Annotated in this window: 23 protein-coding genes; 11 read left to right on the top strand and 12 right to left on the bottom strand. The window is 55.0% G+C overall.

The window, feature by feature from the left end; translation table 11 throughout:
- The first annotated feature begins 143 nt into the window (after positions 1-143).
- Both SACSAC_RS11585 and SACSAC_RS11580 read left to right on the top strand, forming a co-directional pair.
- Positions 144-824, top strand: a complete 681-nt coding sequence (locus SACSAC_RS11585) for a response regulator transcription factor (protein WP_037286464.1) — start codon at positions 144-146, stop codon at positions 822-824.
- Positions 824-2,209 (top strand): ATP-binding protein, encoded by a 1,386-nt coding sequence (locus tag SACSAC_RS11580; RefSeq protein ID WP_084778018.1) that lies wholly within the window; start codon positions 824-826, stop codon positions 2,207-2,209. The genes SACSAC_RS11585 and SACSAC_RS11580 overlap by 1 nt, the downstream gene beginning before the upstream one ends.
- A gap of 151 nt (positions 2,210-2,360) precedes the next feature.
- Here SACSAC_RS11580 and SACSAC_RS27060 read toward each other — a convergent pair whose 3' ends face one another.
- The 5 genes from SACSAC_RS27060 to SACSAC_RS11555 all read right to left on the bottom strand — a co-directional run bounded on the left by SACSAC_RS27060 (position 2,361) and on the right by SACSAC_RS11555 (position 6,417).
- Positions 2,361-3,497, bottom strand: coding sequence for an S-layer homology domain-containing protein (locus SACSAC_RS27060; protein WP_051507052.1), 1,137 nt, complete (start codon positions 3,495-3,497; stop codon positions 2,361-2,363).
- Positions 3,498-3,594: 97 nt separating this feature from the next.
- On the bottom strand, positions 3,595-4,266 hold the full coding sequence (locus SACSAC_RS11570) for a hypothetical protein (protein WP_037286462.1): 672 nt from the start codon (positions 4,264-4,266) through the stop codon (positions 3,595-3,597).
- Positions 4,263-4,850, bottom strand: coding sequence for an RNA polymerase sigma factor (locus SACSAC_RS11565; protein ID WP_037286460.1), 588 nt, complete (start codon positions 4,848-4,850; stop codon positions 4,263-4,265). The genes SACSAC_RS11570 and SACSAC_RS11565 overlap by 4 nt, the downstream gene beginning before the upstream one ends.
- 273 nt (positions 4,851-5,123) lie before the next feature.
- On the bottom strand, positions 5,124-5,702 hold the full coding sequence (locus SACSAC_RS28425) for a YecA family protein (protein WP_037286458.1): 579 nt from the start codon (positions 5,700-5,702) through the stop codon (positions 5,124-5,126).
- A 133-nt stretch (positions 5,703-5,835) separates the two neighbouring features.
- Positions 5,836-6,417 carry a hypothetical protein gene (locus SACSAC_RS11555; RefSeq protein ID WP_051507051.1) on the bottom strand — a complete coding sequence of 194 codons (582 nt, stop codon included), beginning with the start codon at positions 6,415-6,417 and terminating at the stop codon, positions 5,836-5,838.
- 320 nt (positions 6,418-6,737) lie between these two features.
- Between SACSAC_RS11555 and SACSAC_RS11550 the strand changes: the two genes are divergently transcribed.
- The 5 genes from SACSAC_RS11550 to SACSAC_RS11530 all read left to right on the top strand — a co-directional run bounded on the left by SACSAC_RS11550 (position 6,738) and on the right by SACSAC_RS11530 (position 13,686).
- The gene (locus SACSAC_RS11550; RefSeq protein ID WP_425414835.1) at positions 6,738-7,535 is read left to right on the top strand and encodes a phosphatidate cytidylyltransferase; all 798 of its coding nucleotides are present in this window, start codon (positions 6,738-6,740) and stop codon (positions 7,533-7,535) included.
- Positions 7,536-8,068: 533 nt separating this feature from the next.
- Complete coding sequence (locus SACSAC_RS11545; protein WP_037286455.1) at positions 8,069-9,673, top strand: acyl CoA:acetate/3-ketoacid CoA transferase; 1,605 nt, start codon at positions 8,069-8,071, stop codon at positions 9,671-9,673.
- Positions 9,674-9,719: 46 nt separating this feature from the next.
- Positions 9,720-10,973: an L-lactate MFS transporter gene (locus SACSAC_RS11540; protein WP_037286453.1), complete on the top strand. Its 1,254-nt coding sequence runs from the start codon at positions 9,720-9,722 to the stop codon at positions 10,971-10,973.
- A gap of 141 nt (positions 10,974-11,114) precedes the next feature.
- Positions 11,115-12,074 (top strand): DUF561 domain-containing protein, encoded by a 960-nt coding sequence (locus SACSAC_RS11535; RefSeq protein ID WP_037286451.1) that lies wholly within the window; start codon positions 11,115-11,117, stop codon positions 12,072-12,074.
- Between the two features lie 229 nt (positions 12,075-12,303).
- Complete coding sequence (locus SACSAC_RS11530) at positions 12,304-13,686, top strand: sigma-54 interaction domain-containing protein (protein WP_037286449.1); 1,383 nt, start codon at positions 12,304-12,306, stop codon at positions 13,684-13,686.
- Between the two features lie 59 nt (positions 13,687-13,745).
- On the opposite strand, the gene SACSAC_RS11525 is transcribed toward SACSAC_RS11530, so the two are convergent.
- Both SACSAC_RS11525 and SACSAC_RS11520 read right to left on the bottom strand, forming a co-directional pair.
- Positions 13,746-14,420, bottom strand: coding sequence for a hypothetical protein (locus tag SACSAC_RS11525; RefSeq protein ID WP_037286448.1), 675 nt, complete (start codon positions 14,418-14,420; stop codon positions 13,746-13,748).
- The gene (locus SACSAC_RS11520) at positions 14,417-15,307 is read right to left on the bottom strand and encodes a helix-turn-helix transcriptional regulator (protein WP_037286446.1); all 891 of its coding nucleotides are present in this window, start codon (positions 15,305-15,307) and stop codon (positions 14,417-14,419) included. The genes SACSAC_RS11525 and SACSAC_RS11520 overlap by 4 nt, the downstream gene beginning before the upstream one ends.
- Before the next feature lie 148 nt (positions 15,308-15,455).
- Between SACSAC_RS11520 and SACSAC_RS11515 the strand changes: the two genes are divergently transcribed.
- The gene (locus SACSAC_RS11515; RefSeq protein WP_037292681.1) at positions 15,456-16,379 is read left to right on the top strand and encodes a DMT family transporter; all 924 of its coding nucleotides are present in this window, start codon (positions 15,456-15,458) and stop codon (positions 16,377-16,379) included.
- Between the two features lies 1 nt (position 16,380).
- Here SACSAC_RS11515 and SACSAC_RS11510 read toward each other — a convergent pair whose 3' ends face one another.
- Positions 16,381-17,145: a class I SAM-dependent methyltransferase gene (locus tag SACSAC_RS11510; RefSeq protein WP_037286444.1), complete on the bottom strand. Its 765-nt coding sequence runs from the start codon at positions 17,143-17,145 to the stop codon at positions 16,381-16,383.
- A 94-nt stretch (positions 17,146-17,239) separates the two neighbouring features.
- Positions 17,240-17,821, bottom strand: coding sequence for a LysE family transporter (locus tag SACSAC_RS11505; protein ID WP_037286441.1), 582 nt, complete (start codon positions 17,819-17,821; stop codon positions 17,240-17,242).
- 136 nt (positions 17,822-17,957) lie between these two features.
- Here SACSAC_RS11505 and SACSAC_RS11500 point away from each other — a divergent pair, with 136 nt between their 5' ends.
- Entirely contained in the window at positions 17,958-18,512 is a 555-nt protein-coding gene (locus SACSAC_RS11500) for a helix-turn-helix domain-containing protein (protein ID WP_037286438.1), read from the top strand.
- A 283-nt stretch (positions 18,513-18,795) separates the two neighbouring features.
- On the opposite strand, the gene SACSAC_RS11495 is transcribed toward SACSAC_RS11500, so the two are convergent.
- On the bottom strand, positions 18,796-19,704 hold the full coding sequence (locus tag SACSAC_RS11495; protein ID WP_051507499.1) for a DMT family transporter: 909 nt from the start codon (positions 19,702-19,704) through the stop codon (positions 18,796-18,798).
- 256 nt (positions 19,705-19,960) lie between these two features.
- Here SACSAC_RS11495 and SACSAC_RS11490 point away from each other — a divergent pair, with 256 nt between their 5' ends.
- Together SACSAC_RS11490 and SACSAC_RS11485 are read left to right on the top strand one after the other, a co-directional pair.
- Complete coding sequence (locus SACSAC_RS11490) at positions 19,961-20,806, top strand: TrmB family transcriptional regulator (RefSeq protein WP_037286436.1); 846 nt, start codon at positions 19,961-19,963, stop codon at positions 20,804-20,806.
- 58 nt (positions 20,807-20,864) lie between these two features.
- A complete protein-coding gene (locus SACSAC_RS11485; RefSeq protein WP_051507050.1) occupies positions 20,865-22,007 on the top strand; it encodes a low temperature requirement protein A in 1,143 nt (380 codons plus the stop codon).
- A 154-nt stretch (positions 22,008-22,161) separates the two neighbouring features.
- Here the strand turns inward: SACSAC_RS11485 and SACSAC_RS11480 are convergent, their stop codons facing one another.
- Both SACSAC_RS11480 and SACSAC_RS11475 read right to left on the bottom strand, forming a co-directional pair.
- Positions 22,162-23,736, bottom strand: coding sequence for a glucose-6-phosphate dehydrogenase (locus SACSAC_RS11480; RefSeq protein ID WP_037286433.1), 1,575 nt, complete (start codon positions 23,734-23,736; stop codon positions 22,162-22,164).
- A gap of 222 nt (positions 23,737-23,958) precedes the next feature.
- Positions 23,959-26,385, bottom strand: coding sequence for a GH36-type glycosyl hydrolase domain-containing protein (locus SACSAC_RS11475; RefSeq protein ID WP_037286430.1), 2,427 nt, complete (start codon positions 26,383-26,385; stop codon positions 23,959-23,961).
- Between the last annotated feature and the right edge of the window lie 169 nt (positions 26,386-26,554).

Below are 26,554 nucleotides of genomic sequence, written 5' to 3'. Positions count from 1 at the left end.
CCCACCGGAGAGCGTCTTTTTTGCGTTTAATCTCGCCGCGTCAAAACCTTAAGGTTCATTAAAGCCTTTCCCGATATAATGAAGACAATCGATAAACGAAAGCCTCCATTCAAACGAAAATTAAACAGAGGGTGAATATAGACATGCGAATCCTAATCGTGGAAGACGAGCTGCATCTGGCGGAAGCCCTGTCTCAAATTTTGAAAAAGAACAATTATTCGGTCGATGTCGTGCACGACGGCGAAGACGGCTTGGATTACGCGCTCAGCGATATTTACGACCTGCTGCTGCTCGATATCATGCTTCCGGGCATGGACGGCATCAGCATTTTGAAAAACGTACGGAGCAAAGGCATGGCCGTCCCGGTCATCTTGCTGACAGCCAAAGGCGAGATCCCGGACAAAATCGCGGGGCTGGATCACGGAGCGGACGATTACGTGGCGAAACCTTTTTCCTCAGACGAACTGCTGGCAAGAATCCGGGCCGCGATGCGCAGAAAAGGCGAGGTCATGCCGGAAGACGCGCTTAAGTTCGGCGATTTGGAGTTGAACGCAACCAATCCGAAGCTGACGGTACGCGGCAAAGAAATCAAGCTGAATCCGAAAGAAAGCGAACTGCTTGAGCTGCTGATCGTGCGCAAACAGGCGGTGACGTCGAAGGAACAAATCATCGAAAAGCTGTGGGGGTTCGACTCGGAAGCGGAGCATAACAACGTGGAGGTCTATATCTCGTTTTTGCGTAAAAAATTGAACTTCCTCGGCTCGGAAACGCGCATCACCACGATCCGGGGCGTCGGCTATGTACTGGAGGAGGGCAAAGCGTAATGGGCGGCTTGAATATGAAAAACATGCCGATGAACCCCCTGTTCAAAAAGCTGCGCAACCGATTCCTCATCGTCAATCTGGTCACGATCGTCATCATCATGCTGGTCGCCTTCGCCACGATCTACACGATCACGTACCGACAGGTGCACGACGAGATCGGCATGGATCTGGAGCGCACGACGAATATGTACCGCAGCGGATTAAACGGCGAGATGCCGGGCGGCGGTTCCGGTCAAAAAGGTGCGATCCCGGATACGGCAAACGGAAGCGGAAATACGGGCGGCAGCGGTTCAAGCTCGCAAAACGGCAGCTTCGATATGGGCGAGCCCCCGATGAACGGCTTCGGCGGAAACAATGCGCCGGAACGGTCGGTCTCGTTCATGCTGCTGACCGACGCTTCGGGTACGCTGATCGATACGGAATCCCGCTTCAGCATGACGGAAGACGATTACGCCCAAGCGCTTGCGCAGGCGGTAGCCGACGGCAAAGACAGCGGCGGCTTCACGCTCAGCAACAGCCGTTGGACGTTCCAAAAGATGCAGACGGAAGACGGAACGATGTACGTATTTATCGACACGACGTCCCGCGAAGAGATTTTGACGACGCTGGTCTACGCGTTCCTCGCCGTAGGGCTGGCGATGCTGGTCGTCCTGTTCTTCTTCAGCCGATTCTTCGCCAACCGCTCGATTCAGCCGGTACGCGAAGCGTTCGAGAAGCAGAAGCAGTTCATCGGAGACGCCTCGCACGAGTTGAAAACGCCGCTCGCGGTCATTAACACCAACGCGGACGTGCTGCTGGCGAACCGGGACGAGACGATCCGCAGTCAGGAAAAATGGCTTCGTTATATTAAATCCGAGACGGAACGCATGGCGAAGCTGACAGGCGACTTGCTTTATCTAACCGAAATGGACGACTCCCGCTCGAATATGATCCAGGCTCGTTTCGATCTGAGCGATGCGGTGGAGAACGTCATGCTGACGATGGAAGCCGTTGTTTTCGAAAAGGATCTGACGCTCGACTACGAAATCGAACCCGCGCTCAGCATTACGGGAAGCCGCGAGCAGATCGTGCAGGTCACGATGATCCTGCTGGACAACGCGATTAAATACGCGAATGCGCAAGGCCGGATCGACGTGTCGCTGAAGCAGGAACACGGCGAGGTCGTGCTAACGGTGAGCAACACGGGCGAAGGCATTCCCGCCGAGCATCTGCCGCGCGTATTCGACCGCTTTTATCGTACCGACCAGTCGCGTACCCGCTCACAGGGCGGACACGGGCTGGGACTTGCGATCGCGCGCTCCATTGTGGAACAAAATAAAGGACGGATCTCGGCGAAAAGCACGGTCGGCGAAAAGACGACGTTTACCGTGCAGTTTCCGGCTTGACCGGGAATACCAACCCGTACCGAAAAAGAGGTCCTCAAAACAAAATGTTGCAAGCTCCATCCGCCATCCCGGTTGTGCGATTAATCCGCAATCCGAGAGAGAACGATGAGAGCTTGCAACATTTTTTATCGCTATTTCGGTTATCCGCTATTTATTCCGCAATCAGACGCGGGCTTTTCGTACCTGTTACGGCATCGTTTTTACCCAATACTGCCGATCCGTCACCGTTTGAGGCAAAGTCGAAAGCATAACCGTAGTTTGCAGAGGCTTGGAACGATTCAAGCTGCTCTGCCGTGAACACGCCGGAAATATACGTGTATTCCACCTTCTCCAGATTGCCTTGATACGTCCAGGCTTGGGCATAATCGATATCGTAGCCGAGTAACTGGAGACGCTTCAGCTCTGCGGCGCCTTTGGCGCTTTGTTCATCGATCGGTGATCCGTTCTCGAACAGCGTTACCGCGACCTGTACCTTCGTGCTTGGAGCGGCCTGTTCGTCAATCGCCTGCTGCACGCTGCCTGTCGAGAAGAACTTGCCGTTCTCCGGAGCTGCATAAAGACCGGCTGCCGGAGCCGTGGTCGGTTGTTCATGCGGCAGCACGTCGATGATGCGTTCATCATTCGAGTTCACTTGATTCGAAGAACTTTTCTCCAAAAACTCCACCGCATTGTATAAGATCACGGCTGCTTCCGCTCGTGTAATCTCGTGAGTCGGATTGAAGTTACGCTCGGAATCCAGTTCCGCAATGCCGAATACGATCGCCAACTGTACGGAATCCAGGTATGCCGGATTGAGCTTGTCGCCGTCCGCGATCTCTTGAGCAACTACGTCGATAGCCGGCATATTTCCTACAGCTTGAAGACCCGTCATCACGTAATCGATATATTGCTCCCGGGTGATCGTTGCCGACGGACTGACCGACTTCGGGATATCGACGCCGTTGTAGTACGCATAACTGAACGCGTTGGCGTACCAAGCATCTTCTTTGACAGCCGGGAAAAGAGTATTCAGCGCGATCAACGCATCCGTCAAAGGTTTCTCGTCCAGTTTAAACCCGTTGACGATAAGCTGGAGCGCTTCGGCTTGCGTTAATTTCGACTGCGGCGCAAAGGCCGTTTTGCTCACGCCGCTGACGATTTTTTTGTCATGCAGCGCGAGAATCTTGTCGTGGCCCGTTACGTTTTGCAGATCGCGGAAGTTCGTAGCGGACGCGGCCGAAGCGGCACCGCCTAAGGAAGCGGCGAGCAGAGAAGCGGACAGGACAGTCGTTGCGATTTTTTTATGCATGGGAAGTTCCTCCTTGAAGGGGTTGAATGGGTTTGTTTTTGACGTTCTGCCCTACAAGACGGAGATTTTCCGCTTCGGTTATTCTGGCGACAACATTTTATTTCATTTTCGTTTGGGAACCGGATTCAACAAAGTTCTCTGTCGGTACGGGAGTTCCGTCAGCGTTGGTCGCGAAGCGGAACGCGTAGCCGTATTCGGACGAAGCCGGGAAGTTCTTCAGCTGCTCCGCCGTTAATAGGCCTGCTGCATACAAATAATCAACCTGTACGCCTTCGCCTTGATACGTCCACGACTCGGCATAACCCACCTGCAATCCCAGCTCTTGAAGCCGCTTCAACTCGCGATGCGTATCGAAGCTGCCTACATTAAGCGGCATGTCGTCCGCGAACAGATCGATTGCGACAAAATACTTCGTTCTGGAATCCTTGTTCGTCTCGAATGCGCGACGAACCGAATCGAAATATACGATTTGACCGTTGCCCGGAGTAACCACACTGCTTGAAGGCTCATTTCCGATTGCCCGGTCGACGACCGGCCCGGATGCCGTATAGGTCACATTACCATCGCGGTTGAACAAGCTGTCGTTGAAAATGAGCAGCAATGCGGCCGCCGCTACAAGCAGCGATGCTACGCTCGCTTGCCAGATCCGCCGTCGTTTTTTTAGATCGGAATGACTCGCCTTGCCTGCCGCCATCGCTTGCTCCATTCTCTCCAACAGCTCATCGTCAGCTTCGCCAATCGCCCGGTACAATCGTTCTTCATTGTTCACGGCTGCATCCCTTCTTTCTCCAGATACTCTTTCAGTTTGCCCCGAGTGCGAAACAGGCTGGCTTTGATATTGTTCTCCTTCACGCCGAACTTCGACGCGATTTCCGTCAGCGGCATGCTATGCCAGTAGCGGGCCAAAAAGAGATTGCAGGCGTTCTCGGGCAATGTACGCAAAAAGTCGTTAATCGCGCGTCCGAGTTCCCGATCCAGCACCAGACTTTCCGTATCCGGTCCGCCGGGAATCGCTTCGCTCAATTCTTCGAGAATAGGCGACATTTCGCCGCCGCGCCGTTTGGCTTTTTTGCTGCGGAATTTATCGAGCGACAGATTGCGCACGATGCGACCAACGAAAAACGACAACTTGCCGGGACGCTGCGGCGGAATAGCGTTCCAGGTGCGCAGCCACGTATCGTTGACGCATTCTTCGGCGTCCTCCGTGCTGCGCAGAATATGATAGGAAATGGAATAACAGTAACGACCGTATTCGCTCGCGGCCTCGCTGATCGCCGATTCGCTGCGGTTCCAGAATAGATCGATGATTTTCTCGTCTTGCGATTCGCTCGTTGAGCTGGATGGACTGTTCAATGTGAGGCTCCTTTCCGGGATTGCGTTCCCTTCATGATTACAGACGGAAATCTTGAAGATTGGTTATGCGAGGATTCGGAAAAAATCTGGACAGCAAAAAGCCGCCTGTAAGGCGGCTGGGTTGTCAGATCGTTAAAATCCTATTCGTTGGGGAAGCTTGGGCGCTGCGAGAGAAATTCGTTCGAGACGTTGTTTCGTCGAGAAAGCTTGCAGCTTTCCCGGCTCAAAGGCGTCTCTCGCTGAATTTCTCCCTCCGCTTAAATGCTTCTGATTTTAAAGTTCAACGCCTTCGATCTCTATATCCAACTCGAACACTTCTAGTTCTTCGCCTTCAGCAGCAGGCTTCAGGGACGCATTCAACAGATTTCCGTCTTCGTCCGTCGTCAGTATGGCTCCAGAGATTGGCGCGGCTTCGCTAATGCCTTCGGCCAGCGTCGATGCGGCGAAAGCCATCAACGGGCGCAGGATTTCTTGTTCCTGGAATTCGCCGAAGACGAGGGCTCCCCAGAGTCGGTTGGCTAGGGCTTGAAGCAGGCGGCGCTCTGTGGGCAAGAAACCTTCGCCGTAGCGGGTGAAAGCATGCAGGCGTGCGCCGTCCAGATCGTCCAGGGTGTCTCCGGCGAGTTCCATCAGCTGCGTATCGAGTTCTTCGGAGCGTGCTTCGTTTTGCAGACGATCGTTCAATGTCGTGACGCGGTTGATATAGTAGCTTCGCGGCGTGAAGGCGGGGTCTGTCTTTTTGCGTTCTGCAAACTTCACGGAATCTGCGAAGGCGATATCTCGATCAATGCAGCACTTCTTGTACTTTTTGCCCGAACCGCAGAAGCACGGGTCGTTTCTTCCGATTTTCAATCGACTCTCTCCTTTTTCAACGATAATCTAGTACCTTATCAACTCTTAATCATAGGATTATGTTCGCTGGAAACCCACACGCTTTAGGTGGGTTTCCGGCGGGCATAACCTTACTTTTAGCGTTGATAAGGTACTATTCCAACTTGGCGCCTTCGACGGTCAGCTCTTCCGGGGAAGCGGCATGCTCATACTCGCTCAGCCGCCCCTCGTAGACCAGCATCATGCGCTCGCTTTGACGGAAATCGTCCGGTGTTACGAGCGCGGGCAGCTTGTTCCAGATCTTGATACCCGATCGATGCAGAATCTCGGCCACGAACTGGGAACAGAAATACGAGTTGCTGAACTCTACCGGTTCCTTGAACGCCACGCCGACGATGCCGAGCAGATTATACAGATACTTTTCCCGGCTGCGGATAAAGACGTTCAGCACCCGCCGCATCTTCGTCTCTTCGCGCTCGCTCACCTCAAGCTTGTAGATCACGCAGGTCGTGTTCGGATAGCGGCTGAATGTGCCTGTCCGAATGTCTTCGCGCACGAAGCCGCCGTCGATCGGATTGTACGGATTTTTGCGCCCGAAACTGTACAGCTCCGTCAGCTCGCGGTTGAACGAGATCGAGGCATGATTGTAAGGCGCGCGCGTGTAGACCCGGATCATGCGGGTGAACAGCGTGCCGGTATTGGTCAGTAGAATGTACACGGACCGTTGATCCGTCATTGTCAATTTCCCCTTCCGCCTGGGCGCAGGGCTGACGAAATCGGGCCTTTTTGTTCAGGTGCATGGATCGCTTCCGCTTCAACGTTACGAACGATCCATGCGCCGGGCCAAGTTTCCTGTTGCGCCTTTTTGAATGATTCCCTTATGATAGCATAGTCAAGCGGTTACGACTGCTATTTTACCCTTAAGTTGGTGATGATTTGTTCAGTTCATATATCGTGTTGTTGATCGTTCTTGCCGTGCTGGTTGCCGCGAATCTGGTGTATGTGTTCGTCAGCCGCAAGCAGCCGGGCAAAGACTATTCCTCGATCGGAACGCGCATGAAAACCTGGTGGGGCATGTTCTTCATTTTCTGCCTCGCTACCTTATTCACGCCTGCCGTCTCGCTCGTTTCCTTGATGCTGCTCTGCTTCTTCGCGCTTCAGGAATATTTCTCCATGATCCGGGGCACGCGCAAAGCGGATCGACGGCTTTTCCTCTGGGCGTACCTCGCGATTCCGGTGCAGTTCTACTGGATCTACACGGGTTGGTACGGCATGTTCATCGTGTTCATTCCGCTCTATGTATTCTTGGTGCTGCCGATTCCGCGTCTATTGGGGAAAGGAACATTCGGCTTCCTGCGCAGCGTCAGCTCCACCCAATGGGGCCTGATGCTCATGGTGTTCGGTCTCAGCCATTTGGCGTATTTCCAGTTCGCGACCCCGGAGTTCGGCGGCGGGTTAGTTCTGTTTCTCGTCGTGTTGACCCAGATCAACGATGTCGTACATACGTTAGTCTCGCTTTATTTCGGAAAAAGAAAGATCGTGCCGACCGCCAATCCGCAGTTGACCTGGGAAGGCTTTGTCTGCGCGTTCATCGTGACGATGGGTGCTTCGCTGGCGCTGGCGCCGCATCTGACGCCGTTCAGCCCCACCGCCGCCGCGTGGTTCGGTGCATTGCTCGCTCTGGCGGGTCTGTTCGGCAGCCTGACGGTTTCCGTATTGAAGCGTGATCTGCTCGTCGGCGACGAAGACAAAGCCGCGACGCTCAAGAAGAGTTACCTCAGCCAGATCGACAGTCTTACCTACACCGCTCCGGTCTTTTTCCACGCGGTACGCTATTTCTTCGAATTTATGTAACAGACAAGCTGCATGCGCATGCGTCCGTTAACGGGCTCATGCGCTTTTTTGCGACTCCGAATTCTGTTGCAAAAATGCCCATCTGTCGCTCTTCACGATTTCGTCACATCCTTATCCTTCTATCGATCCTACCGGATGTAACCTCGCTTTTTCGCCATTTCAGATTTCGTATAGTCCGCACCGGATCATTTTCTCGCTTAGTCCAGATGGATCTTCAAAGCGCTCCTCTCTCGTGAAAGATGTTGCTTTTTTGCGACAGGTTGAACTTCTGCGTCCGACTGCTTGCCAACCTGGATTAATCCGTGGTCTTTTGGAAAAAAGTATCGCTTCTCTTCGGCTACCCCTTCTTCCAGTCGCATTTTCGCTACACTTTGGGAGTGGTTTTTTGCAAGGATCACAAGATATTGACGATGATTTTTCTGCGCGTTATTCTCCAAGTGAAAGGGTTCACATAACAACTCGCCAGATAAAGTGAATATTTTCACATTTTAAAAAACGATGATTTTTCCATTCTTATTAAGGAGTGATTGAATATGTCTAAAGTGATTACGACGTCGCAAGCAGCAGCATTGATTCAGGACGGAGATACGGTAGCAGCAAGTGGATTCGGGCTTTCCTGCTGGGCGGAAGAGATGGGGATCGCGATTGAGGAACGCTTCATGCAGAGCGGCGCGCCGCGCAATCTGACGGTCATCCATGCTAGCGCCGTCGGTAACCGTCGCGAGAAAGGCATGAGTCACCTCGGACATGAAGGACTGATCAAGCGGTGGATCGGCGGGATCGCGATTGCGTCGCCGGGCATGGCGAAGCTGATCGAAGAAGACAAGTGCGAAGCTTACAATCTTCCGCAAGGCGTCATCACGCAGCTATTCCGCGAGATTGCCGCCAAGCGTCCGGGCGTTATTACCAAAGTCGGACTGGAGACCTTCGTCGATCCGCGCCTCGAAGGAGGCCGGATGTCGCCGTCTTCGAAAGAAGACCTGGTCAAGGTCATCGAGCTGGAAGGCGAAGAATGGTTGTTCTACAAGACGTTCCCGATTCAGGTTGCTTTGATTCGCGGCACCGTCGCTGACGAGAACGGCAATCTGACGCTGGAAAAAGAAGGTCTGCATATGGAAGTGCTGCCGATCGCCCAAGCCGTGCGCAACTCTGGCGGGATCGTGATTGCCCAGGTAGAGACGGTCGCCAAAAACGGCACGCTCAATCCGAAAGACGTCAAAGTGCCCGGCATCCTGATCGACCATCTGGTCGTCGCCAAGCCGGAGAACCATTTCCAGACGGAGAACACCTTGTACAACCCGGCCTTTTCCGGTCAGATCAAAGTTCCGCTCGAAGATATTGAGACCATTCCGCTTGATGAGCGCAAAGTGATCTCCCGCCGCTCAGCCGCTGAACTGGCTCCGAATACCGTGCTGAATCTTGGCGTCGGCATCCCGGTCAACGTCTCCACAGTCGCGGCCGAAGAAGGCGTAAGCGACCAACTTATCCTGACCACGGAAGCCGGTTCGATCGGCGGCGTTCCGGCGGGACTGAAAGACTTCGGCCACGCCTATAACTCCGAAGCGATCGTGGACCACGATTCGCAATTCGACTTCTACGACGGCGGCGGCATCGACCTCTCGGTGTTGGGTTTGGCGCAGACCGATCAGTTCGGCAACGTGAATGTCAGCAAATTCGGCACGCGGGTTGCAGGCTGCGGCGGCTTTATCAATATCTCGCAGGCGGCCAAAAAGCTGGTGTTCGCCGGAACCTTTACCGCAGGCGGCCTTGAAGTGAAAGTCGAAGACGGACAGCTCAAGATCGTAAAAGAAGGCAAAGCGAAGAAGTTCCTGAAAAACGTTCAACAGGTGACGTTCAGCGGATCGTATGCGGCCAAAGTCGGGCAACCTGTCACCTATGTGACGGAACGCGCCGTTTTCGAACTGGTTGAAGGCGTGATGACCTTAACCGAGATCGCACCGGGCATCGACTTGCAGCGCGACATTCTGGATCAGATGGAATTCGCACCGGTTATCGCCAAAGACCTGAAATCGATGGACCCCGGCATGTTCCGCGAGACCTGGGGCAGCTTGAAATCCATCATCGCAGAACGCAAAGCCGCACAAGTTCAGTCCAAAGAGCCGGTTGCGATCCGTTAGATCGGCTAACGCATTCATTCCCCCATTTTAAAGGAGAATATAAGCCATGAATTCATCGACCCAACCTAACTTGAACCGCTGGACGATCCTGATCGTCTCCGTTCTGATCAATATCTGCGTCGGCTCCATTTACGCGTTCAGCGTATTCGCGATGCCGCTCAGCAAAGTATTCGACGCTACCATGCCGCAGATCATGATGGCCTTCACCATCAACGGCGCGATCTCCCCGATTCCGATGATTCTCGGCGGCAAGCTCGTCGATAAAGGGGGCGCGCGGACCGCGATCTTCCTCGGGGGCGCGATGTTCGGCATCGGCTTCATTTTATCCGGCCTCGCGACCGCGCCATGGATGCTCTACCTGACGTACGGCGTCATCACCGGGATCGGCCAAGGGATCGTCTACTCGGCAACCATCGGCAATACCGTTAAGCTGTTCCCGGATAAAAGAGGTCTGGCTGCCGGTCTCGTGACCGCAGGCTACGGCGGCGGTACGATCGTGATCGCGCCGATCGCCAATGCGCTGATTACAGGCTCCGGCGTGCAATCGGCCATGATGATGCTCGGCGTCGCTTTCCTGATTGTCATCCTCGGCTGCGGCCTGCTGGTCAAAGCCGCTCCCGTCGGCTACGCGCCGCTGGGCTGGACGCCGCCGGTTACGGCCGGACGGCACGGCGGGATCAACTTCAACTGGCATGAAATCATTCGCAAACCGATCTTTTACGTCATCGCCTGCCTGTTCCTGATCGGCGCTTTGTCCGGCATGATGGTCACCGCCAACGCTTCGGTCATCGGTCAAACGATGTTCGGTCTGACCGCGGCCAGCGCCGCCTTGTTCGTCAGCCTGTACTCGCTCAGCAACTGCCTGGGCCGGATCGTCTGGGGCGCGGTGTCCGACCGGATCGGACGTACCAAATGCTTGATGGCTATCTATCTAGTGATCGCGGTCATGATGCTCACGATCGCCCTCTCGTCTTCCGTTGTCGGCTTCGCCGTCGCGATCATCGGCATCGGACTGTGCTTCGGCGGCACGATGGGCATCTTCCCTTCGATCGTCGGCGAAAAGTTCGGCATGAAATATTACGGCGTCAACTACGGCGTGACCTTCATCGGCTACTCCGGCGCGGCTTTCTTCGGCCCTCGTATCGCGGGTTCGGTCGCGGCGGCAAATGGCGGCGCGTTCACCAATGCTTTCTATATTGCACTTGTTATCGCTCTGGTCGGATTCGCGTTGACCTTCGTCTTCAAGGCGATGGAGAAAAAGACGGCTGCGACTCCGGTCACTCCGACTCGCGCAGCGTGACTTTGATCCTCGCGCCGTACGACCTTCTATCGGTATGCTAAAAGAATCATGGCGTTCGAAGCCTGGGAGTTCTCCCGGTTCGAACGCCACACGCTTCATTCCTATTTCAAAATTTCATTTACTTAATTGGGGGAATTACTCATGACTATCACTGAACTGCTCGGCATCCAATATCCGATCTTCCAAGGCGCCATGGCGCAGATCGCACGCGAACCGCTGGTCAGCGCCGTATCGAACGCAGGCGGTCTTGGCATTATCGGCTCCGGCGGCATGAGCGCGGACGTACTGCGCGAAGAGATCCGCAAGGTCAAAGCCGCTACGGACAAACCTTTTGCCGTCAACCTCATGCTGATGATGCCGAACATCCCCGAGCTGATCGGCGTCATTTTGGAAGAAGGCGTGAAGATCGTGACCACGGGCGCGGGCACGCCTGCTCCGTACATGCCGATTCTCAAAGAAAACGGCTTGACCGTTATCGCCGTGATCCCGTCCGTGAAGATCGCCAAAAAGATGGAAGCTCTCGGCGTGGACGCCGTGGTCGCCGAAGGCACTGAAGCAGGCGGACACGTCGGCGAAACCACAACCATGGCGCTGGTTCCGCAGGTCGTAAGCGCCGTATCGATTCCGGTCGTTGCCGCTGGCGGCGTGGCAGACGGTCGCGGTATTGCGGCGGCCTTCGCATTGGGTGCGCAAGGCGTGCAAGTCGGAACCCGCTTCCTCACTACCTTCGAATGCCCAACCCACGAGAATTTCAAACAAGCCGTGCTGGACGCCGACGATACCAGCACAACGGTGACCGGACGCAGCATCGGCGGCCCGGTTCGCAGTATCAAAAACAGCATGATCGCCGAATTCCTCAAGCTGGAGAACGAACACGCTTCGCGCGAAGAGTTGGAAAAAATCAGCCTCGGTTCCCTGCGCCGTGCCGTATTCGAAGGCGATACGGATCGCGGTTCGGTCATGGCGGGACAAATCGCCGGACTGTGCAACGAACTGACCAGCGTCGAAGAAATGATCACCGGCATGTTCGCCGACGCGCAGCAGCATCTGGATCGTCTGGGTGCGCTGAGCCTTACGCCGAGAGCGGCTGTACAGGCTTAACGCTTGTAGTTGGAGTCCAACTCTCGCGTACTCTCGCATTTCCTGAACGGGACGACTTCTTTCGGGAAGTCGCCCCGTTTTGCTTTTTGGCTAATTGCCGTTAAAAAGCACTCTTTATTCAAGCGATTCGGTTATGATACGTATAATCTACTCTATTTGCCTGCTTGCCATCCTATTCCGTTGACCGTCTATCGGACGTAGTCAACGGATCATTTCGAGGTGATCCTGTATGAACCGCAGCCAAGACGGCCTTGCGAACGAATATGCGGGCCTGATCGACGGTCAGTCGCCCGGCACGCTTTTTGTCACTGACGCGCGGGGCAATATCCTCATTTCCAATGAATTCACGGCGCTCACGATCGGCATTCCGCTCGAAGAGCTTTTGAAATATAATGTGCAGGATCTGGTGAACGCCGGATATTATAGCGATTCCGTCACCATGAAGGCAATCGCGGCCAAAAAGAAAGTCTCGATGGTCATTCGCACGGTTCAAGGCTTCAACGTGATGTCCACCGCCACCCCGATTCTGAACCAGGACGGCGAGGTGCAGCTCGTCGTCACCAGTTCCAACAGTTACCCCGGCGAAGCCGTGCGGGGAGAAACGCCGCCTTCACCCAACGCCAAGCCGCGACGCGGCGCTGTTCGCCTAGATCCGGACACGACTTCCGGCATCATCGCCGAAAGCTTGGCTATGAAGCAAATCATTCAGGTCTGCAACCAGATCGCCTCCTACGACAGCAAAGTGCTGATCCTCGGGGAGTCCGGTACGGGCAAAGAAATCATCGCCAAATACATTCACCGCAAAAGCTCAAGATGGAACGGCCCGTTCATTCCGGTCAACTGCGCCGCGATCCCGGTGGATTCGTTCGAATACGAATTATTCGGACGCGAGCCGCAGACAGTCGAGAATACGGACGGCAAAAAAGGACTGGTCGAGCTGGCAGCGGGCGGCGTGCTTTTCCTCGACGAGATCGCGGAAATGCCGCTCGATATGCAAGCCAAACTGCTGCATGTCCTCGAAAGCAGCGAGCTGCGCCGAATCGGCGGCACAGAGCCGATTCCCGTTCATTGCCGGGTCATTTGCGCCACCAACCGCGATCTGTGGAGCATGGTGCAGCAAGGACAGTTCCGCGAAGATCTGTATTACCGGATCAACGTGATTCCGATCCATATCCCTCCGCTGCGCAGCCGCAAACCGGACCTTGTCGGACTGACGTCGAACTTTATCGCGCACTTCAATTCGGCCTACGGCAAACGGTATATGCTGGGCGCAGACGAGTTCCAGCGCATCCTTGATCAGCCCTGGCACGGCAATGCACGCGAGCTGCGCAATTATATCGAGCGGCTGGTCATCACGGGCAGGGTGCAAAGCGACGAACGAAGCGGCGAGGAAGGGTTGAACGATGCTTTTGCGCTCGATCATTTCATCTCCCGCAATCGCGAGCGTGCCAATTCATTAAAAGACTTCGCCGCTATTGCGGAAGGACGCTACATCAAGCAAATGCTGGCCGAGTGCGGCGGGAATGCGGCAGAAGTCGCCAAACGTCTGGGCGTGGACCGGTCAGTCGTGTATCGCAAGCTGAAAAAGATGGAAGAGGTGTTGGGCGATTAAGCTCAGCGCCTTCTTATCCGTCTATCCTAGTGGCTTGACCAACCTTACATTTAACTTGGTCAAGCTACTAGCGTCTTCACCAACCGAACAATCTTCCCCGACGTCATCGCGTTCCAGCTCCGAGCCGATTTATCCGTTCCGGGCACGATCGCATCCACATCATAGCCATGCTGATTGTGCAGCGGATAATTGTCCAACCGATCAAACGAATCGTTCACCAAAGCCGGAAACTCCGCCCAAAATTCGTCCAGCTTGCGCCGCTGTGCGGCAGATAGGCGGAAGTTCGCGTTCACTGCCGACTCCACGTCGAATCGAAAATACATCGTGCCTCGCCGCATCATCTCGGCAAACGGCTCACGCTCGCGGATCATCGACATATCGTCCTTCAGCACGGGAAAAGGCCCTGCGATCTTCGGTACTTGGATCTCCGCAAGTCGCTCCATACAGGCGGCGAATTCGGCTTTTTTCAGTGGATCAGGTGGCGTATATTCATAATAGTCCGGCGCCAACTCATTCAGCAGTCGCAGCCGCTCCTCATGCGTCGTCTCCGATTCATCGAATGCCAAGATCCATTTAGCCTTAGGCTTGAGCTTTTTTAACGCAAGAAATTCTTCCCGATTCACGGTTCCCGCCAGGCCTTCCGTACCATAGCGACATCCTACCCACACCTCATCCGGAAGCAATGCAAGAAAATCTTCTCTCGCCGCCCCGTTCACTTTGATGATCGATGTCACGCTTTATTCGCCTCCTTTTTCTTGTACGCCAATGGAGTCATTCCCGTCTTCAACCGAAACTTCTCAATAAAATGACTCGTGCTGACAAACCCCACCCGATACCCCGTCTCCGTTACGTTCAAGTCTCCCCTGAGCAAATCCATCGCCTGCCGAATCCGATACTCCGTCACATACCCTAGCGGCGTACCGCCGAGGTATCTATTGAAGTATCGACAGCATTCCGAGCGACTCAAACCGCCCGCCTGCGCAATCTCCTCCAGACGAATCGGTTCCGCATAGTGCGCGTGAATCCAATTCAGCATCTCTTTGACCCTGCGGCTGCGCTGTCCGCGTTCCTCATCCGGACGGGGCTCAGGTCCTCCGGCGATCACACCGTGCCACAAACGGGTCAACAACATAGCAATCTCCGGTTCGTAAAAAGGAGGCTTTTCCGCCAATAACCGCTGCACCTCGCCGATTCCCTGCTGCAAACTCTGCCCTCTGCGCGTGCTTCCGTCAAAGCGCAAATAAGGCATGCCCGCCGTCCCCAGATAAGGCAACAGATACGCTTCACGCAGCTCGCGCGGCAGCAGAAAATCCGGCGCGGCATTCAGCGAGACATACACGCAGCCCGAATGATTCCGATCCTCCGCCCCATGCAGGCAACCGCTGTTGATAAATAAACCGTCACCCGCTCGCAGCGTCAGTTCTTCATCGTTTACACGAAAAATACCTTCTCCCTGCTCGACCTGCGTCCATTGAACCTCGTCATGCCAATGCAGCGGAATGCGTCCGTGTACATGTCGATCGATTCGCGAACGATAGCAGGCCACCGGCAGCATCGCGGTACGGTGAGCGGTCAGTTCGCGCAGGCTTTCGCTTTCGATCGGAAAATCCCGTATTTGCATGACTCACCTCAATATCCCGATATTTTTAGCTCATATTTGCGTATTTTCGAAGCCTTCTGCCCACTATAATCATCCTATCACGACATCATTAAGGAGAAAACGCAGCATGGAAAATCCAATAGAATCGCAAACGCGTCAAAAAGCCGTAATGTCACCGGACACTACAGCTGATCGACCGAAAAATCGGAAAACCGGATTATTTTTTGTCATCGTAGGCGCTATACTATGGGGCGTTGGCGGGACGGTATCTCAGAAGCTCATGCACCATTACGGCGCCGATCCGGCCTGGTTGGTTACGGTTCGATTGTTAGTCGCGGGTCCGCTGCTGCTTTTGCTGCAATTCGTGCTGAAGGATCGCCGCCAGATTTTCGGAGTCTGGAAAGATCGCCGAATCGCGCCGCTGCTGCTACTCTACGGATTGGCCGGGATGCTCGCCGTGCAATATACGTTTATTGCGTCGATCAGCTACGGCAACGCGGCCGTGGCGACGCTGCTCCAGTATCTCGCTCCAGTCGTCACGCTGCTTTACTTTTTAATGAGACAACGCAAAGCACCGACCCGGCTCGAAATGACCACAGCGGCTCTTGCCCTGATCGGCTGCTTCATGCTGCTGACCAACGGTTCGCTGTCCTCATTATCCGTGCCGACGCCCGCGGTCATCTGGGGCTTGCTATCGGCGGTAGCCGCTGCCTTCTATACGTTAGCCGCCGTCCCTTTGCTGCGAAAATACGACTCGCTCGTCGTGGTCGGCTGGGCGATGACGGTAGGCGGTCTGACGCTTGCCGCGGTTCGTCCACCGTGGAGTTTCCCATGGCCGACGCTGGATGCGACGGGATACGGATATCTGGCCTTTGTGCTGATCTTCGGGACGACGCTGGCTTTCTGGTTCTACATCGAGAGCCTGCGCAATCTGCCTCCGCAGGAGACCATCGTGCTCGGCAGTCTGGAACCGCTCGCGGCTGTATTGACGACGGTCGTCTGGCTGCACGAACCGTTTGGTTTATGGCAGTGGGGCGGCACGGTGTGCATTATCGCGGTCGTGCTGCTGATGAGCCTGCGCGGAAGGGCTTGAGTTACAGCGTGCCCCAATACACTTCCGTCTCATAGTCAAAAGAAATCCGGCCGTCTTTGGCGGTACGGTCGAAGATTCGGCGTAGTTCCTCCATCATCGGCGCGTAGTTTTCTTGATCCGGCGACGGCACATAGGAAGAAGAATTCAAGCGCCCGCTGACTCCTTCGAAGTCGAACAACTGGTGATTCGGGAACTTGGCTACTGTCATCTTGTTTTTTCCGAAAAACGACTGTAGTTCTTCCGTCTCGACATTAGTCGTATTCCGATGGTTGACCTGGCTGTAGTCCGTTCCGTACGTCAACAGCATCTGTTCGTACGCTTCGAGAAAAGGCGTGCCCGACGTCAGGCGGTTGTTCCAGATCAGAATGACGGGAGCGCCGGGTTTTAAAATGCGTTTGAACTCCTTGTAGGCCGCTTCCCGGTCGAACCAGTGGAACGCCTGCGCACATATAATGGCTCCTACGCTTGCGTCCGGCAGTCCGGTATGCTCGGCTGGAGCGGCAAGGGCGCGAAACGCAGGATTGCTGCCCAATTGCTTTTCCGCCGCGCCCCGCATGTCGTCGTTCGGCTCAACGGCGATAACCTGACTGCCGCGATCGAGCAATAAACGCGAAAAGATGCCGGTTCCCGCTCCGATATCCGCGATTTCGGTTACGTTGTTCAACCCGACTTCCGTATACAGATAGTCCATTGCCGTCTGCGGGTAATCCGGGCGGTATTTGACGTACGCGTCTACCCGGGCAGAAAAACGCTGTTTGCTGTCCATAATTTGTTTCCTCCTCTGATTGTGTTTCATTTAATGAAACTGAGTTTCGTTTTATCATCATTATACAGGAGAAACCAACTTGATCGCAACGCAGTTACAACCAGACCGCGATCGCACTATATACAAGTAACAGCGCCATGATCAGATTAAAAGCTCGTTCATGTCGGATAAGAAAAGGTTGGAACAACGCACCGAAAGCCGCCCATGAGCCGGAAGAAAACAAAGCAATCACGCCAAGCAGCGCCGAGACGCCGAGCAGTTGCAGCAGCGAAGGCGCATACGGCATCACGAACGTTGACACCGCCGTGATCGCGTACAGCAGCAGCTTGGGATTGACGAATTGAAGCCAAAATCCGGCGCGAAGCGAATACGCAAGCCGGATTTCTTTTCCATTACCGCTGCCTGTGCTCGTATAAATTTTCCGCGCCAGCCACAGCATATACCCCGTTCCGAGCACACCCATCACGATCCGAACACCGGGAATCCATTGATACAGCGCCAGATTCAGCAGACAAGCCAACAACGTAACGCCAAAGCAACCCGCCGACACGCCCGTCACAAACGCGGTCATTCGACGAAACCCCCATCTCCGTGCTCCGTCTAAAGCCATCAGATTGTTAGGTCCCGGCGTAAAACTGGCCGCGATCGCATAGGAAAACAACGCAACAAATGACATCCTCTCACTCCTTTGTATGTTATAATTGCACGAAATGTACGTTTTAACGCACTTTTGTTTTTTTACTATAGACCTGTACGTTAAAAAGATCAATATAGACTTTTTAGCGCACACCATAAAGAGGAGCGAATCTGTCGTGGAACCCATCAACCTAATCTTGAGTCAAAATCTCAAAAACCTGCGTGCCGAACGCAAACTGAGTCTGGATAAGCTCGCCGAACTCACCGGAATCAGCAAAACGATGCTCGGCCAGATCGAACGCGGCGAATCCAGCCCATCTCTCACCACCGTCTGGAAAATCGCGAATGGGCTAAAGGTGTCCTTCACTTCCCTGATCGTCGAACCTCCCGCCGATGCCGTGGTCATACGCCGCCAAGACATCCAAACCTTAGAAGACCCGGAGCACAAATACCGACTCTACCCCGTATTCCCTTACGACGCCGAACGCGGCTTCGAAGTCTACACCGTCGAGATCGATCCAGGCGGCGAACTAGGATCCGACCCGCACCGCGAAGGAACCGAAGAACTGATCACCCTGTTCGCGGGAACGTTGGAACTTGAAATAGCCGGCCAATCCTACACCTTGCAAACCGGCGACGCGATCCGCTTCCGCGCCGACCGCCCCCACAACTACCGCAACACAGGACCCGACCCGGTAAAATTGAGCATGACGATCCGTTATCGGGATTAAGGGGAAGCAAGGCAAAATAAGCGAAGACGAAGAATCGTCAAACGCAAAAAAGACAGAAGCGAATAACATCCGCTCTGCCCTATTTTTATCTCTATCCTTTTTTCTATCGTTATCTTTGCCTTTTCTTTTACCTACCCGCTCCGAAGAAAACGCCTACTCCCCGGAAGCTCCAGCGGAGGGCGAAATTCAGCTCAATACGCCTTTGAACGCGGAAAACCGAAGGTTTTCTGCGTGAGACAGCGTCTTGAGCGAATTTCGCACGCAGCGCCCCCAGCTTCCATCCTCACCGAGTAGGCTTTTTCTTCTCCCTCACACTCAGGATCACGCCCAAAATAACGATACTCCCCCCAATCCAATCCCCCGGCCGCAGCGTCTCTCCCAGCACCGTAATCGACAGCGCCACGCCGAAGATCGGCACGAGATTCATTAGCGCCATCGCCGTACCCGCCGTCAACCCCCGCAGCCCGTAATTGTACAGCATGAACGCCGCCACCGAGCAGAATAGCCCCAGATACATCAGCATCCACATCGACTCCGTCGTCGGCATCTGCCACTTATCCTTTTCAATCAAAGCCAACGGGATAAAAGCAATCGTACCTGCAATCGTCTGGTAAAATGACACCGTCACCATCGAGTAGCGGCCGACCACCTTGCGCGTTGCGAAGTTGTATACCGCGAACACGAAGCCCGCCGCGATCAGCAGCAGATTTCCGATCAGCGCATGTTCGCCGCCTTCGCTGCCGCCCCCGCCGGAAATTCGATATACCCCGAAGATCGCCATAGCGATCCCGATTCCGCGCATCCATGAAATCTTCGTCCGGTAAAACATGAATTCCAGCAGCGCCGTAATCGCCGGGTACGAAGCGACAATCAGCGCGGCGCTCGACGCCGTAGTCATCTCTACCCCTATATTTTCCAAAGCAAAATACATCGTCGTGCCGAGCAAACCGCTCAATGCCATCATCCCGAGGTCTTTCGGAGCGGGAAGCGCAAACTGACGTTGCAGCAGCATGATTCCGCCCAAAATCACCGACGCGATCGCGAATCTCGCAGCGCCCAAGGTCAACGGAGGGAACGAAGCATAGGCGATCTTGGTTCCGACGAATGATGTGCTCCATAATAGAATCGCAATTAACGCGGCAATCAGATAAAGCGTACGGGCATGACGAATGCCGGTCTGCGCGCCTGAAATGCGTTTAGGTTTATTGGTCTTGCTATGTTCCTGCGTGATCGTTCCCACTGCTATACCTCCATTTGCGCGATCCATCATCGTTTTTTATATAGTCGCTACTTTTGTAGTCACTAGTATACAGATATAACATCGACGCTATACGGTGTCAAGGCAGGTGTGGGATAATACAAGGAAAAGACCGCCGAAAGGCGAGGCTTTTGGGTCGTGATCGCATGACTGCATGACTGCGGCCGCAAAAGAACAGGGAGGTTCACCGATGAAACCCGAAATCGTCAAACTGCTGCAAGATCTGAACTTTACCGAATACGAAGCGAAGGCTTACCTTGCGCTTTTGGATAAATCTCCGCTGTCGGGTTATGCCGTGTCTTTGGGCTCCGGCGTTCCGCGCTCCAAAATTTATGAGGTGCTCGGCGGACTGGTCGATCGCGGGGAGGTGTTGGTCAGTCACGAAGAGCCTGCACTCTATACCCCGCTGCCGCCACAGGAATTGATTCGTTTGAAAAAGCGCCGTGTTGAGTCGTCATTCGAAGCGGCAGAGACGGCCTTGGAGCATTATTCTTTCGTCTCTTCCAACCGGGAAAACATCTGGAATATTACCGGTGCCGATGCGATTCTCGAACGGGCTGCCGATGCGATCGAGCGCGCGGAACAACGGGTGCTGCTGGAGATTTGGCCGGAAGAAGCGAAGCTGCTCGAAAAAGATCTGCGTGCTGCCGCGAAGCGGGGGCTGGATGTCCTGCTCGTCGTGTACGGGGAGTTGTCGGAATTTGATTTCGCCCAGGTCTATCCGCACGATTCGAGCGACGAGATCACGCAGGAGTACGGCGGACGCTGGATCGTGGTTAGCGCGGACGATCGCGAAGTCGTGGCGGGCATCGTATCGCTCGGCGCGGACAGCCGCGCGGCTTGGACGCTTCATCCGGGACTCGTCATGCCGATCACCGAAGTGATCGTGCACGACTTGTACATTTACGAGCTGATGCAGGCGCACCGCGAGACGCTGGAAGCGACGTTCGGTCCGAATCTGATCGAGCTGCGCAAAAGGTATAATGCCGGGCCTAACGGGTATAGCATGGCGGCTAGGTTGGGGCTGGGCGGTTAGCGTGTTCGCTGGTATACTGACTTCAATTGTGTTATCACAAATTTGAAGGAAAGGATGCGTGACTCTCATTTCGCACATCGCCCACAAAAAGGTCACTTGGCTGGAACTTTTTTATGACCTGATCTACGTCGCGGCGATCTCGATCACCGCACATGTATTGGTCCATTCCCATCATGGCGCCATCCAGGCCGGAACCGCGATCAAGTATGTTCTGATCTTCATCCCCCTCTGGTGGGCCTGGACCGGATTCACCGTCTACGTCAACCGATTCGGCAAAGACGACGTCATTCAGCGTATCGCTTATTTCGTGCAAATGGCTTTTGTCATTGTCATGGCGGCCAGTATCAACGAAGACTTCGACGCGTATTATCTGGCCTTCATGCTCGGCTATGTCGGCATTCGGCTCTCGACTGCGTTAATGTATATCCGTACCTGGTTGGAAAAAGACGGAGAACAACGACGCATCGCCCGTTATCTGGGACTGACGTTCCTTGGCGGCGCGCTCGTCAGCTCCGCTTCGGTATTCCTGCCGGGCGACGCCAAATTTTTCGTGCTCTATCTCGGCATCTTCGCCGATATCCTGCTGCCGTTGCTGGCCCGTAAAAAGGTGCTGAGCCATCTGCCGGTACATCACCCGCATCTGCTCGAACGCTACGGACTCGCGACGATTATCCTGCTCGGCGAGTTGATTCTGGTCATCGTCAACGGACTGCGCGAAGGTCATGTCGGATTCGAATACATGATAGCCGCCGTGCTTGGCTTCGCGACGACCGTCTCGATCTGGTGGCATTACTTCGAATCGTCCGAGCATATCGCGGAAGAAGACCGCAAAAGCTCCGGGCAGTCGATCATCTACGGCCATCTGCTGACGTTCCTGTCGCTGGGCCTGATCGCCAACGTGCTGCATTACGACTTCCACCAAGAGCTGACGGTTCGCAACTTCGGCTGGTTGGCGCTGTCCGGGTTCGCGTTGTACGTCATCTCGACCGCCGTCATTTTCCTGCCGGGTAAAAGTCGGATACATATTCGGCAGACGCTAATCCGTACGCTCGTATTTATTGCTGTTGCTGCCGTGGCCTTGCCTCTGCTGCCTTCGACCACGATAATTTACGCAGCCCTGTTCCTCCTGTTCGCCGGATTCGCGCTGGCGGAAGGGATTGTACGGAAACACAGCAAAAAAGCTTCCCTCCTATTACCTTGACCACTTTTAATCAGAGGTTTACGTTCGCCTGAAACGCACACGCTTTAAGCGCGATTCAGGCGAACGTAACCTTACATTTAACTTGGTCAAGTTCCTATGCTAGAGGAGAAGCTTTTTTGTCGTTGAAGCTTTGAACGAACTACTCTTCCGAGAATCACCACCAGCGAAACCCGTCCGAAGCCAACAACGATTCTGCCGATTCCGGCCCTTGCGACCCCGCCGGATAAAGCTCCAGCGGCACATAGTTCTCCTCGAACGCTTTCAGAATCGGCTCCACCGCGATCCAAGACTGTTCGACCTCGTTCCAGTTCGCGAAAAACTCTTTATTCCCTTTGATCGCGTCCGCCAGCAGCAGCTCGTACGCTTCCGGCGTTTCCGGATGGCGATCCGAAAAATCGACGTTGATCGGCTCGACCTGTCCCGTTCGCGCATTTTTGCTGTTCAGCCTGAGCGACATGCCGAGATTCGGTTCGATCCGGATTTCGAGCAAATTGGGCAGAACTTCGCGATCCTGCTTCGAGGCGACGGCGACCGCGGTATTGCCGGCAAAATCGGCATTCTCTTCGGCTTCGGCGGCTGAAGGATTCGCGCAGGAAGCCGGGAACGAACGCCATAGCGGCGGAACCGCGGGCTTTGCAGCCGTGTCCGACCACGAATAATCCGGCGATTCTTTGAACTCGATCACGATCCGGGTTTCTTTGCGGGCCATGCGCTTGCCCGTCCGAAGATAGAACGGCACTTTGTTCCAAGCCGGAAGGTCCACGTACAACCTTGCGGCAATGAACGTATCGCAGACCGAATCCGATACGGCTTCGTCTTCTTGGCGATATCCGAGGACCGGCTGCCCTTCCGATTCGCCCGGTCCGTACTGCCCGCGCACCACGTGTGCTGCCGCCTCTGCCGGTTCGAAGCCGCGCAGCGCGCGCAGCACTTCTTCTTTCGCGGCCCGTCCTTCTCCGTTTTCGAAGCCCCGATTCGCCGCGACCGTCGCCAATACTTGAAGCAGGTGATTTTGCAGCATGTCGCGAACCGCGCCCGAGCGTTCGTAATAACCGAGGCGTTCGCCCGCGCCGACCGTTTCGGAAGCCGTGATCTGCACGTTGGCGATATGGCGGGCGTTCCATAACGATTTGAGCATCGGATTGTCCGCGGACAACGCGTGCAGATTTTGCACCATCGGTTTACCCAAATAATGATCGATTCGATAAATTTGTTCTTCGCCGAACGTTCGGGACAGCTTGTCGTTCAATTCGCGGGCGGAAGCGAGGTCGCGGCCGAACGGCTTTTCCACGATCAACCGGCTCCAGCCGGAAGTCTCGCTCAGACCGCTCAAACGAATATGTCGCGCGATCTGTCCGAACAGCGTCGGAGCGACCGAGAAATAAAACAACCGGTTGCCGCCAAGACCTTTTTCCGATTCGGCCTTTTCCGTCTCCGAACGCAAATTTGCATAGTCGCCCGGCTCATCGGCATCCAACCGGGAATAATAAAACCATGACAAAAATTCGTCTTTGCGGGCCGGATCGGAAATCAGATGCCGCGAGAACGCGTACAAGGATTGTTTGACGCGCTCTCGAAATTCCTGCCGGGACCAATCTTCAAGCCCCGAACCGACCACCGCGAACGAAGCAGGCAGTCCGCCGTTCAAATATAAATTAAAAAGCGCCGGGTAAATCTTGCGCCGAGCCAGATCCCCCGAAGCGCCGAATACGATTACGGATACGCTCATGCTTGTACCTCCTTGATCCAGACTTGATACTTTGCCGTAAAAGGCAGAGTCCAAGTATACCCGCACGAAACACATCCCGGAAGTACGCACTTTTCGCACACCTAGTGACGCGGAGGAAACCATAAACGTTCGATTTGTAGAAAACGGAAAAAACGCCGATATGCCGCTTGGCAGCATTCGACACTTTTCCCTGTTCAAGATTCACCGTTTTTTGTTTTGAATTTACAGCGGAAGCTTCACCTCGACCGCATACGTCTCGCCTTCGGCAACGTCGCGAATCACGCTGCCTTCGATCCGCTCACCGCCGACGTACACTTCCGTTTCGCTCACGCCGTCTTCCCGTTTGATCGCAATACGGAATTCCGCGCCCCGGAACGTCCGCGTCACGGAGACTTCGTTCCATTCCGCAGGAAGCTGCGGCGATACGCGCAGACCGTCCGGCGTGCCCTGAACCCCGAACAATCCGTCGATCAAGCAGCGGTACACCCAAGGCACCGTGCCGGTGTTGAACAGCTGGCTGGAACGTCCCGCCGTGCGCGGGAATTGACGGTACGCGCCCCGGTAGTAGTTCGGAATAAACACCGGAAGCTGGCCGCGTTGACGGATATCACCTTCGTCCGCGCCCGGCAGCATTTTGCGCAGCAGACGGTAGGCGTTTTCCTTTTCCCCGACCGCGTACAGCGCATAGATATAAAACGCCGCCGCATGGTTGTACACCGCGCCGTTTTCCGCCGAGCCCGGATGCTTCTGGGTCACCCGGCCGACGTCTTCGCGCATCGCGGTGTAAGAAGGAGCGAGCTTTTCTACGCCGTACGGACTTTCGAGCTGCTCGGCGACCGCTCGGATCAGCTTTTCCTTTTTGTCATCGTCCGCCGCACCGCTGAGCAGCGACCAGCCTTGCGGATTGATGAAGATGCGGCCTTCCTCGTCCGCGCTGATGCCGAACGGCACGCCGTCGTCGGTGATGCCGCGCGCGTACCAATCGCCGTCCCACAGATGGCGGTTAACCGCGCCGTTGATTTCTTCCGCCTGCTGGCGGTAATCCGCCGCTTCCGACGAACGTCCGCTGCGCTCGCAGATATTCGCCCAGACGAGGCATGAATATGCCGTCGCGATCGTCAGCCAGCCGGATACGCCGCGCCCTTTGTAACCGACCATGTTCATCGGATCGCACCAGTCGCCTTGATTGATATAGTTCAATCCGCGATCATCCCGATCCCCGATCAGCCACTTCACGGCCAGATCGATATGCTCGAACACCGTGCCGGACTTTTCCCCGCCCGCATACGTGACTTCTTCATCGAGCAGCGCATAATCGTTCGTCTCGTCGAGGTACGTAATGAGGCACACCGGCAGCCAGACGCAATGGTCGGTATGCGGCACCTGATTGATGTATTTCAGCTCGGCGCCTTCGTACAATACGATGCCGTCCGGCATGGAGCCGTCGGGACGCTGCTGCGACAACGCGGTCAGGAACGCATGGCGCGTGCTGCGCGGATCGATATAGCTCATTCCCATATGATCCTGCAAATAGTTGCGCGTCTGCGGATCGGTCGACAGCCGGTTGGTCACGCCGTGGTAATACATCTGGCGCGGCAGCCAGTGATTGACGAAGTTGTCGAGGTCTTTATCCGGCGTGTCGATCGTCAGACTGCCGCGTCCTTCCGCCACGTAAGCCGCGTAGTCGGAAGCGGCTGCGTCGAAACCGTATTCGGAATACGCCTGATGCGCCTCCGATCCGCTCTCTGCATCCTCCCCGGTTCCTTTTTCCCCATCCAAGCCAAAATAAAGTTCCCGAATATCCGCGATCTCCGCTTCATCCTTCGCCGGACCGAACACGAACCGATACTCCTGCTCCTCGCCCGCTTCCGGTTGAATCCGGTACTGCATGACGGCGGCAGGCATCTCGTAACGCGCGTCGCCGCAGGCAAGCGTCCCTGATTCCAAAGCCGACGGACGCATGATGCCGCCTTCCCCTTCGAACGCTTCCTGGCTGACTTCCCACGCTTCCGGTTTCTTTTCCGCGAGCAGATAGGTCTTGTCCTTAAGGGTCTTGATCTTCGGGTAATCCTGCACTTTCTGATAAGGAGTAACCGCAGAGCAAACGATCGCCCCCAGCTCCTCGACATACTCGCCGGACTGGTTCATCCACGACATATAGCCGACGCTGAAATACGGGTACAGACTGATTTTACGCTTGCGGTTGCCTGTGTTCGTCACTTTGATCTTCCACAGCTCGGCGGCATGGTCTCTCGGGAGCGTCAATGTCATTTCGATGCGCAGATCCCAATGTTCCAATGTCCAGACGATGTCGTGCTTGCCCGCGGCGAACACGAATTTATCCGGCACCTGACGGGTCGGTTCGTAGGGAGCCGAGAATATGTAACCGCTCTCCTCATCCTTAATAAAAAGAAAACGTCCCGGATGATGCGCGTAATACGGCTGCTCCGGCTGCATGAACGTTTTGGCTTCCAGATTGGGCGCATACGAATATTTGGCAGGTTCGGGCTGCATGAACTGGGCAATGGCATAGCCGCGGCAGTTCATATGGATCATCATCTGATTGTTCCACAGAAATCCGGACGCCTTCGGCAGCGCGGTCGGACTGGTCAACTCGTAGTACTGCTGGTCTTCGGTAGGTCTGATCATTGCGGAAAACTCCTCTTTTCGACAAAGATTCACTGCGGCGCTACGGTTAACGCAAACGCTTTCGAAAACAAATAGACGCAGCGGCATTCATAGCGTTTATTATAGAGCAGTTGGCGAAACAAGTGGGCGAAGTTTGTAAAAAAGAACGAAGAAAAGTACGGTTCGGCTT

The sequence above is a fragment of the Saccharibacillus sacchari DSM 19268 genome (assembly GCF_000585395.1).
Lineage (GTDB): Bacteria > Bacillota > Bacilli > Paenibacillales > Paenibacillaceae > Saccharibacillus > Saccharibacillus sacchari.
This window is presented reverse-complemented; position numbering and strand designations above follow the sequence as displayed.

Coding starts and splice junctions, on each gene's coding strand:
- SACSAC_RS11585 (WP_037286464.1), top strand. CDS start 144: ATGCGAATCCTAATCGTGGAAGACGAGCTGCATCTGGCGGAAGCCCTG.
- SACSAC_RS11580 (WP_084778018.1), top strand. CDS start 824: ATGGGCGGCTTGAATATGAAAAACATGCCGATGAACCCCCTGTTCAAA.
- SACSAC_RS27060 (WP_051507052.1), bottom strand. CDS start 3,497: ATGCATAAAAAAATCGCAACGACTGTCCTGTCCGCTTCTCTGCTCGCC.
- SACSAC_RS11555 (WP_051507051.1), bottom strand. CDS start 6,417: ATGACGGATCAACGGTCCGTGTACATTCTACTGACCAATACCGGCACG.
- SACSAC_RS11550 (WP_425414835.1), top strand. CDS start 6,738: ATGAAAACCTGGTGGGGCATGTTCTTCATTTTCTGCCTCGCTACCTTA.
- SACSAC_RS11545 (WP_037286455.1), top strand. CDS start 8,069: ATGTCTAAAGTGATTACGACGTCGCAAGCAGCAGCATTGATTCAGGAC.
- SACSAC_RS11540 (WP_037286453.1), top strand. CDS start 9,720: ATGAATTCATCGACCCAACCTAACTTGAACCGCTGGACGATCCTGATC.
- SACSAC_RS11535 (WP_037286451.1), top strand. CDS start 11,115: ATGACTATCACTGAACTGCTCGGCATCCAATATCCGATCTTCCAAGGC.
- SACSAC_RS11530 (WP_037286449.1), top strand. CDS start 12,304: ATGAACCGCAGCCAAGACGGCCTTGCGAACGAATATGCGGGCCTGATC.
- SACSAC_RS11520 (WP_037286446.1), bottom strand. CDS start 15,307: ATGCAAATACGGGATTTTCCGATCGAAAGCGAAAGCCTGCGCGAACTG.
- SACSAC_RS11515 (WP_037292681.1), top strand. CDS start 15,456: ATGTCACCGGACACTACAGCTGATCGACCGAAAAATCGGAAAACCGGA.
- SACSAC_RS11510 (WP_037286444.1), bottom strand. CDS start 17,145: ATGGACAGCAAACAGCGTTTTTCTGCCCGGGTAGACGCGTACGTCAAA.
- SACSAC_RS11505 (WP_037286441.1), bottom strand. CDS start 17,821: ATGTCATTTGTTGCGTTGTTTTCCTATGCGATCGCGGCCAGTTTTACG.
- SACSAC_RS11490 (WP_037286436.1), top strand. CDS start 19,961: ATGAAACCCGAAATCGTCAAACTGCTGCAAGATCTGAACTTTACCGAA.
- SACSAC_RS11480 (WP_037286433.1), bottom strand. CDS start 23,736: ATGAGCGTATCCGTAATCGTATTCGGCGCTTCGGGGGATCTGGCTCGG.
- SACSAC_RS11475 (WP_037286430.1), bottom strand. CDS start 26,385: ATGATCAGACCTACCGAAGACCAGCAGTACTACGAGTTGACCAGTCCG.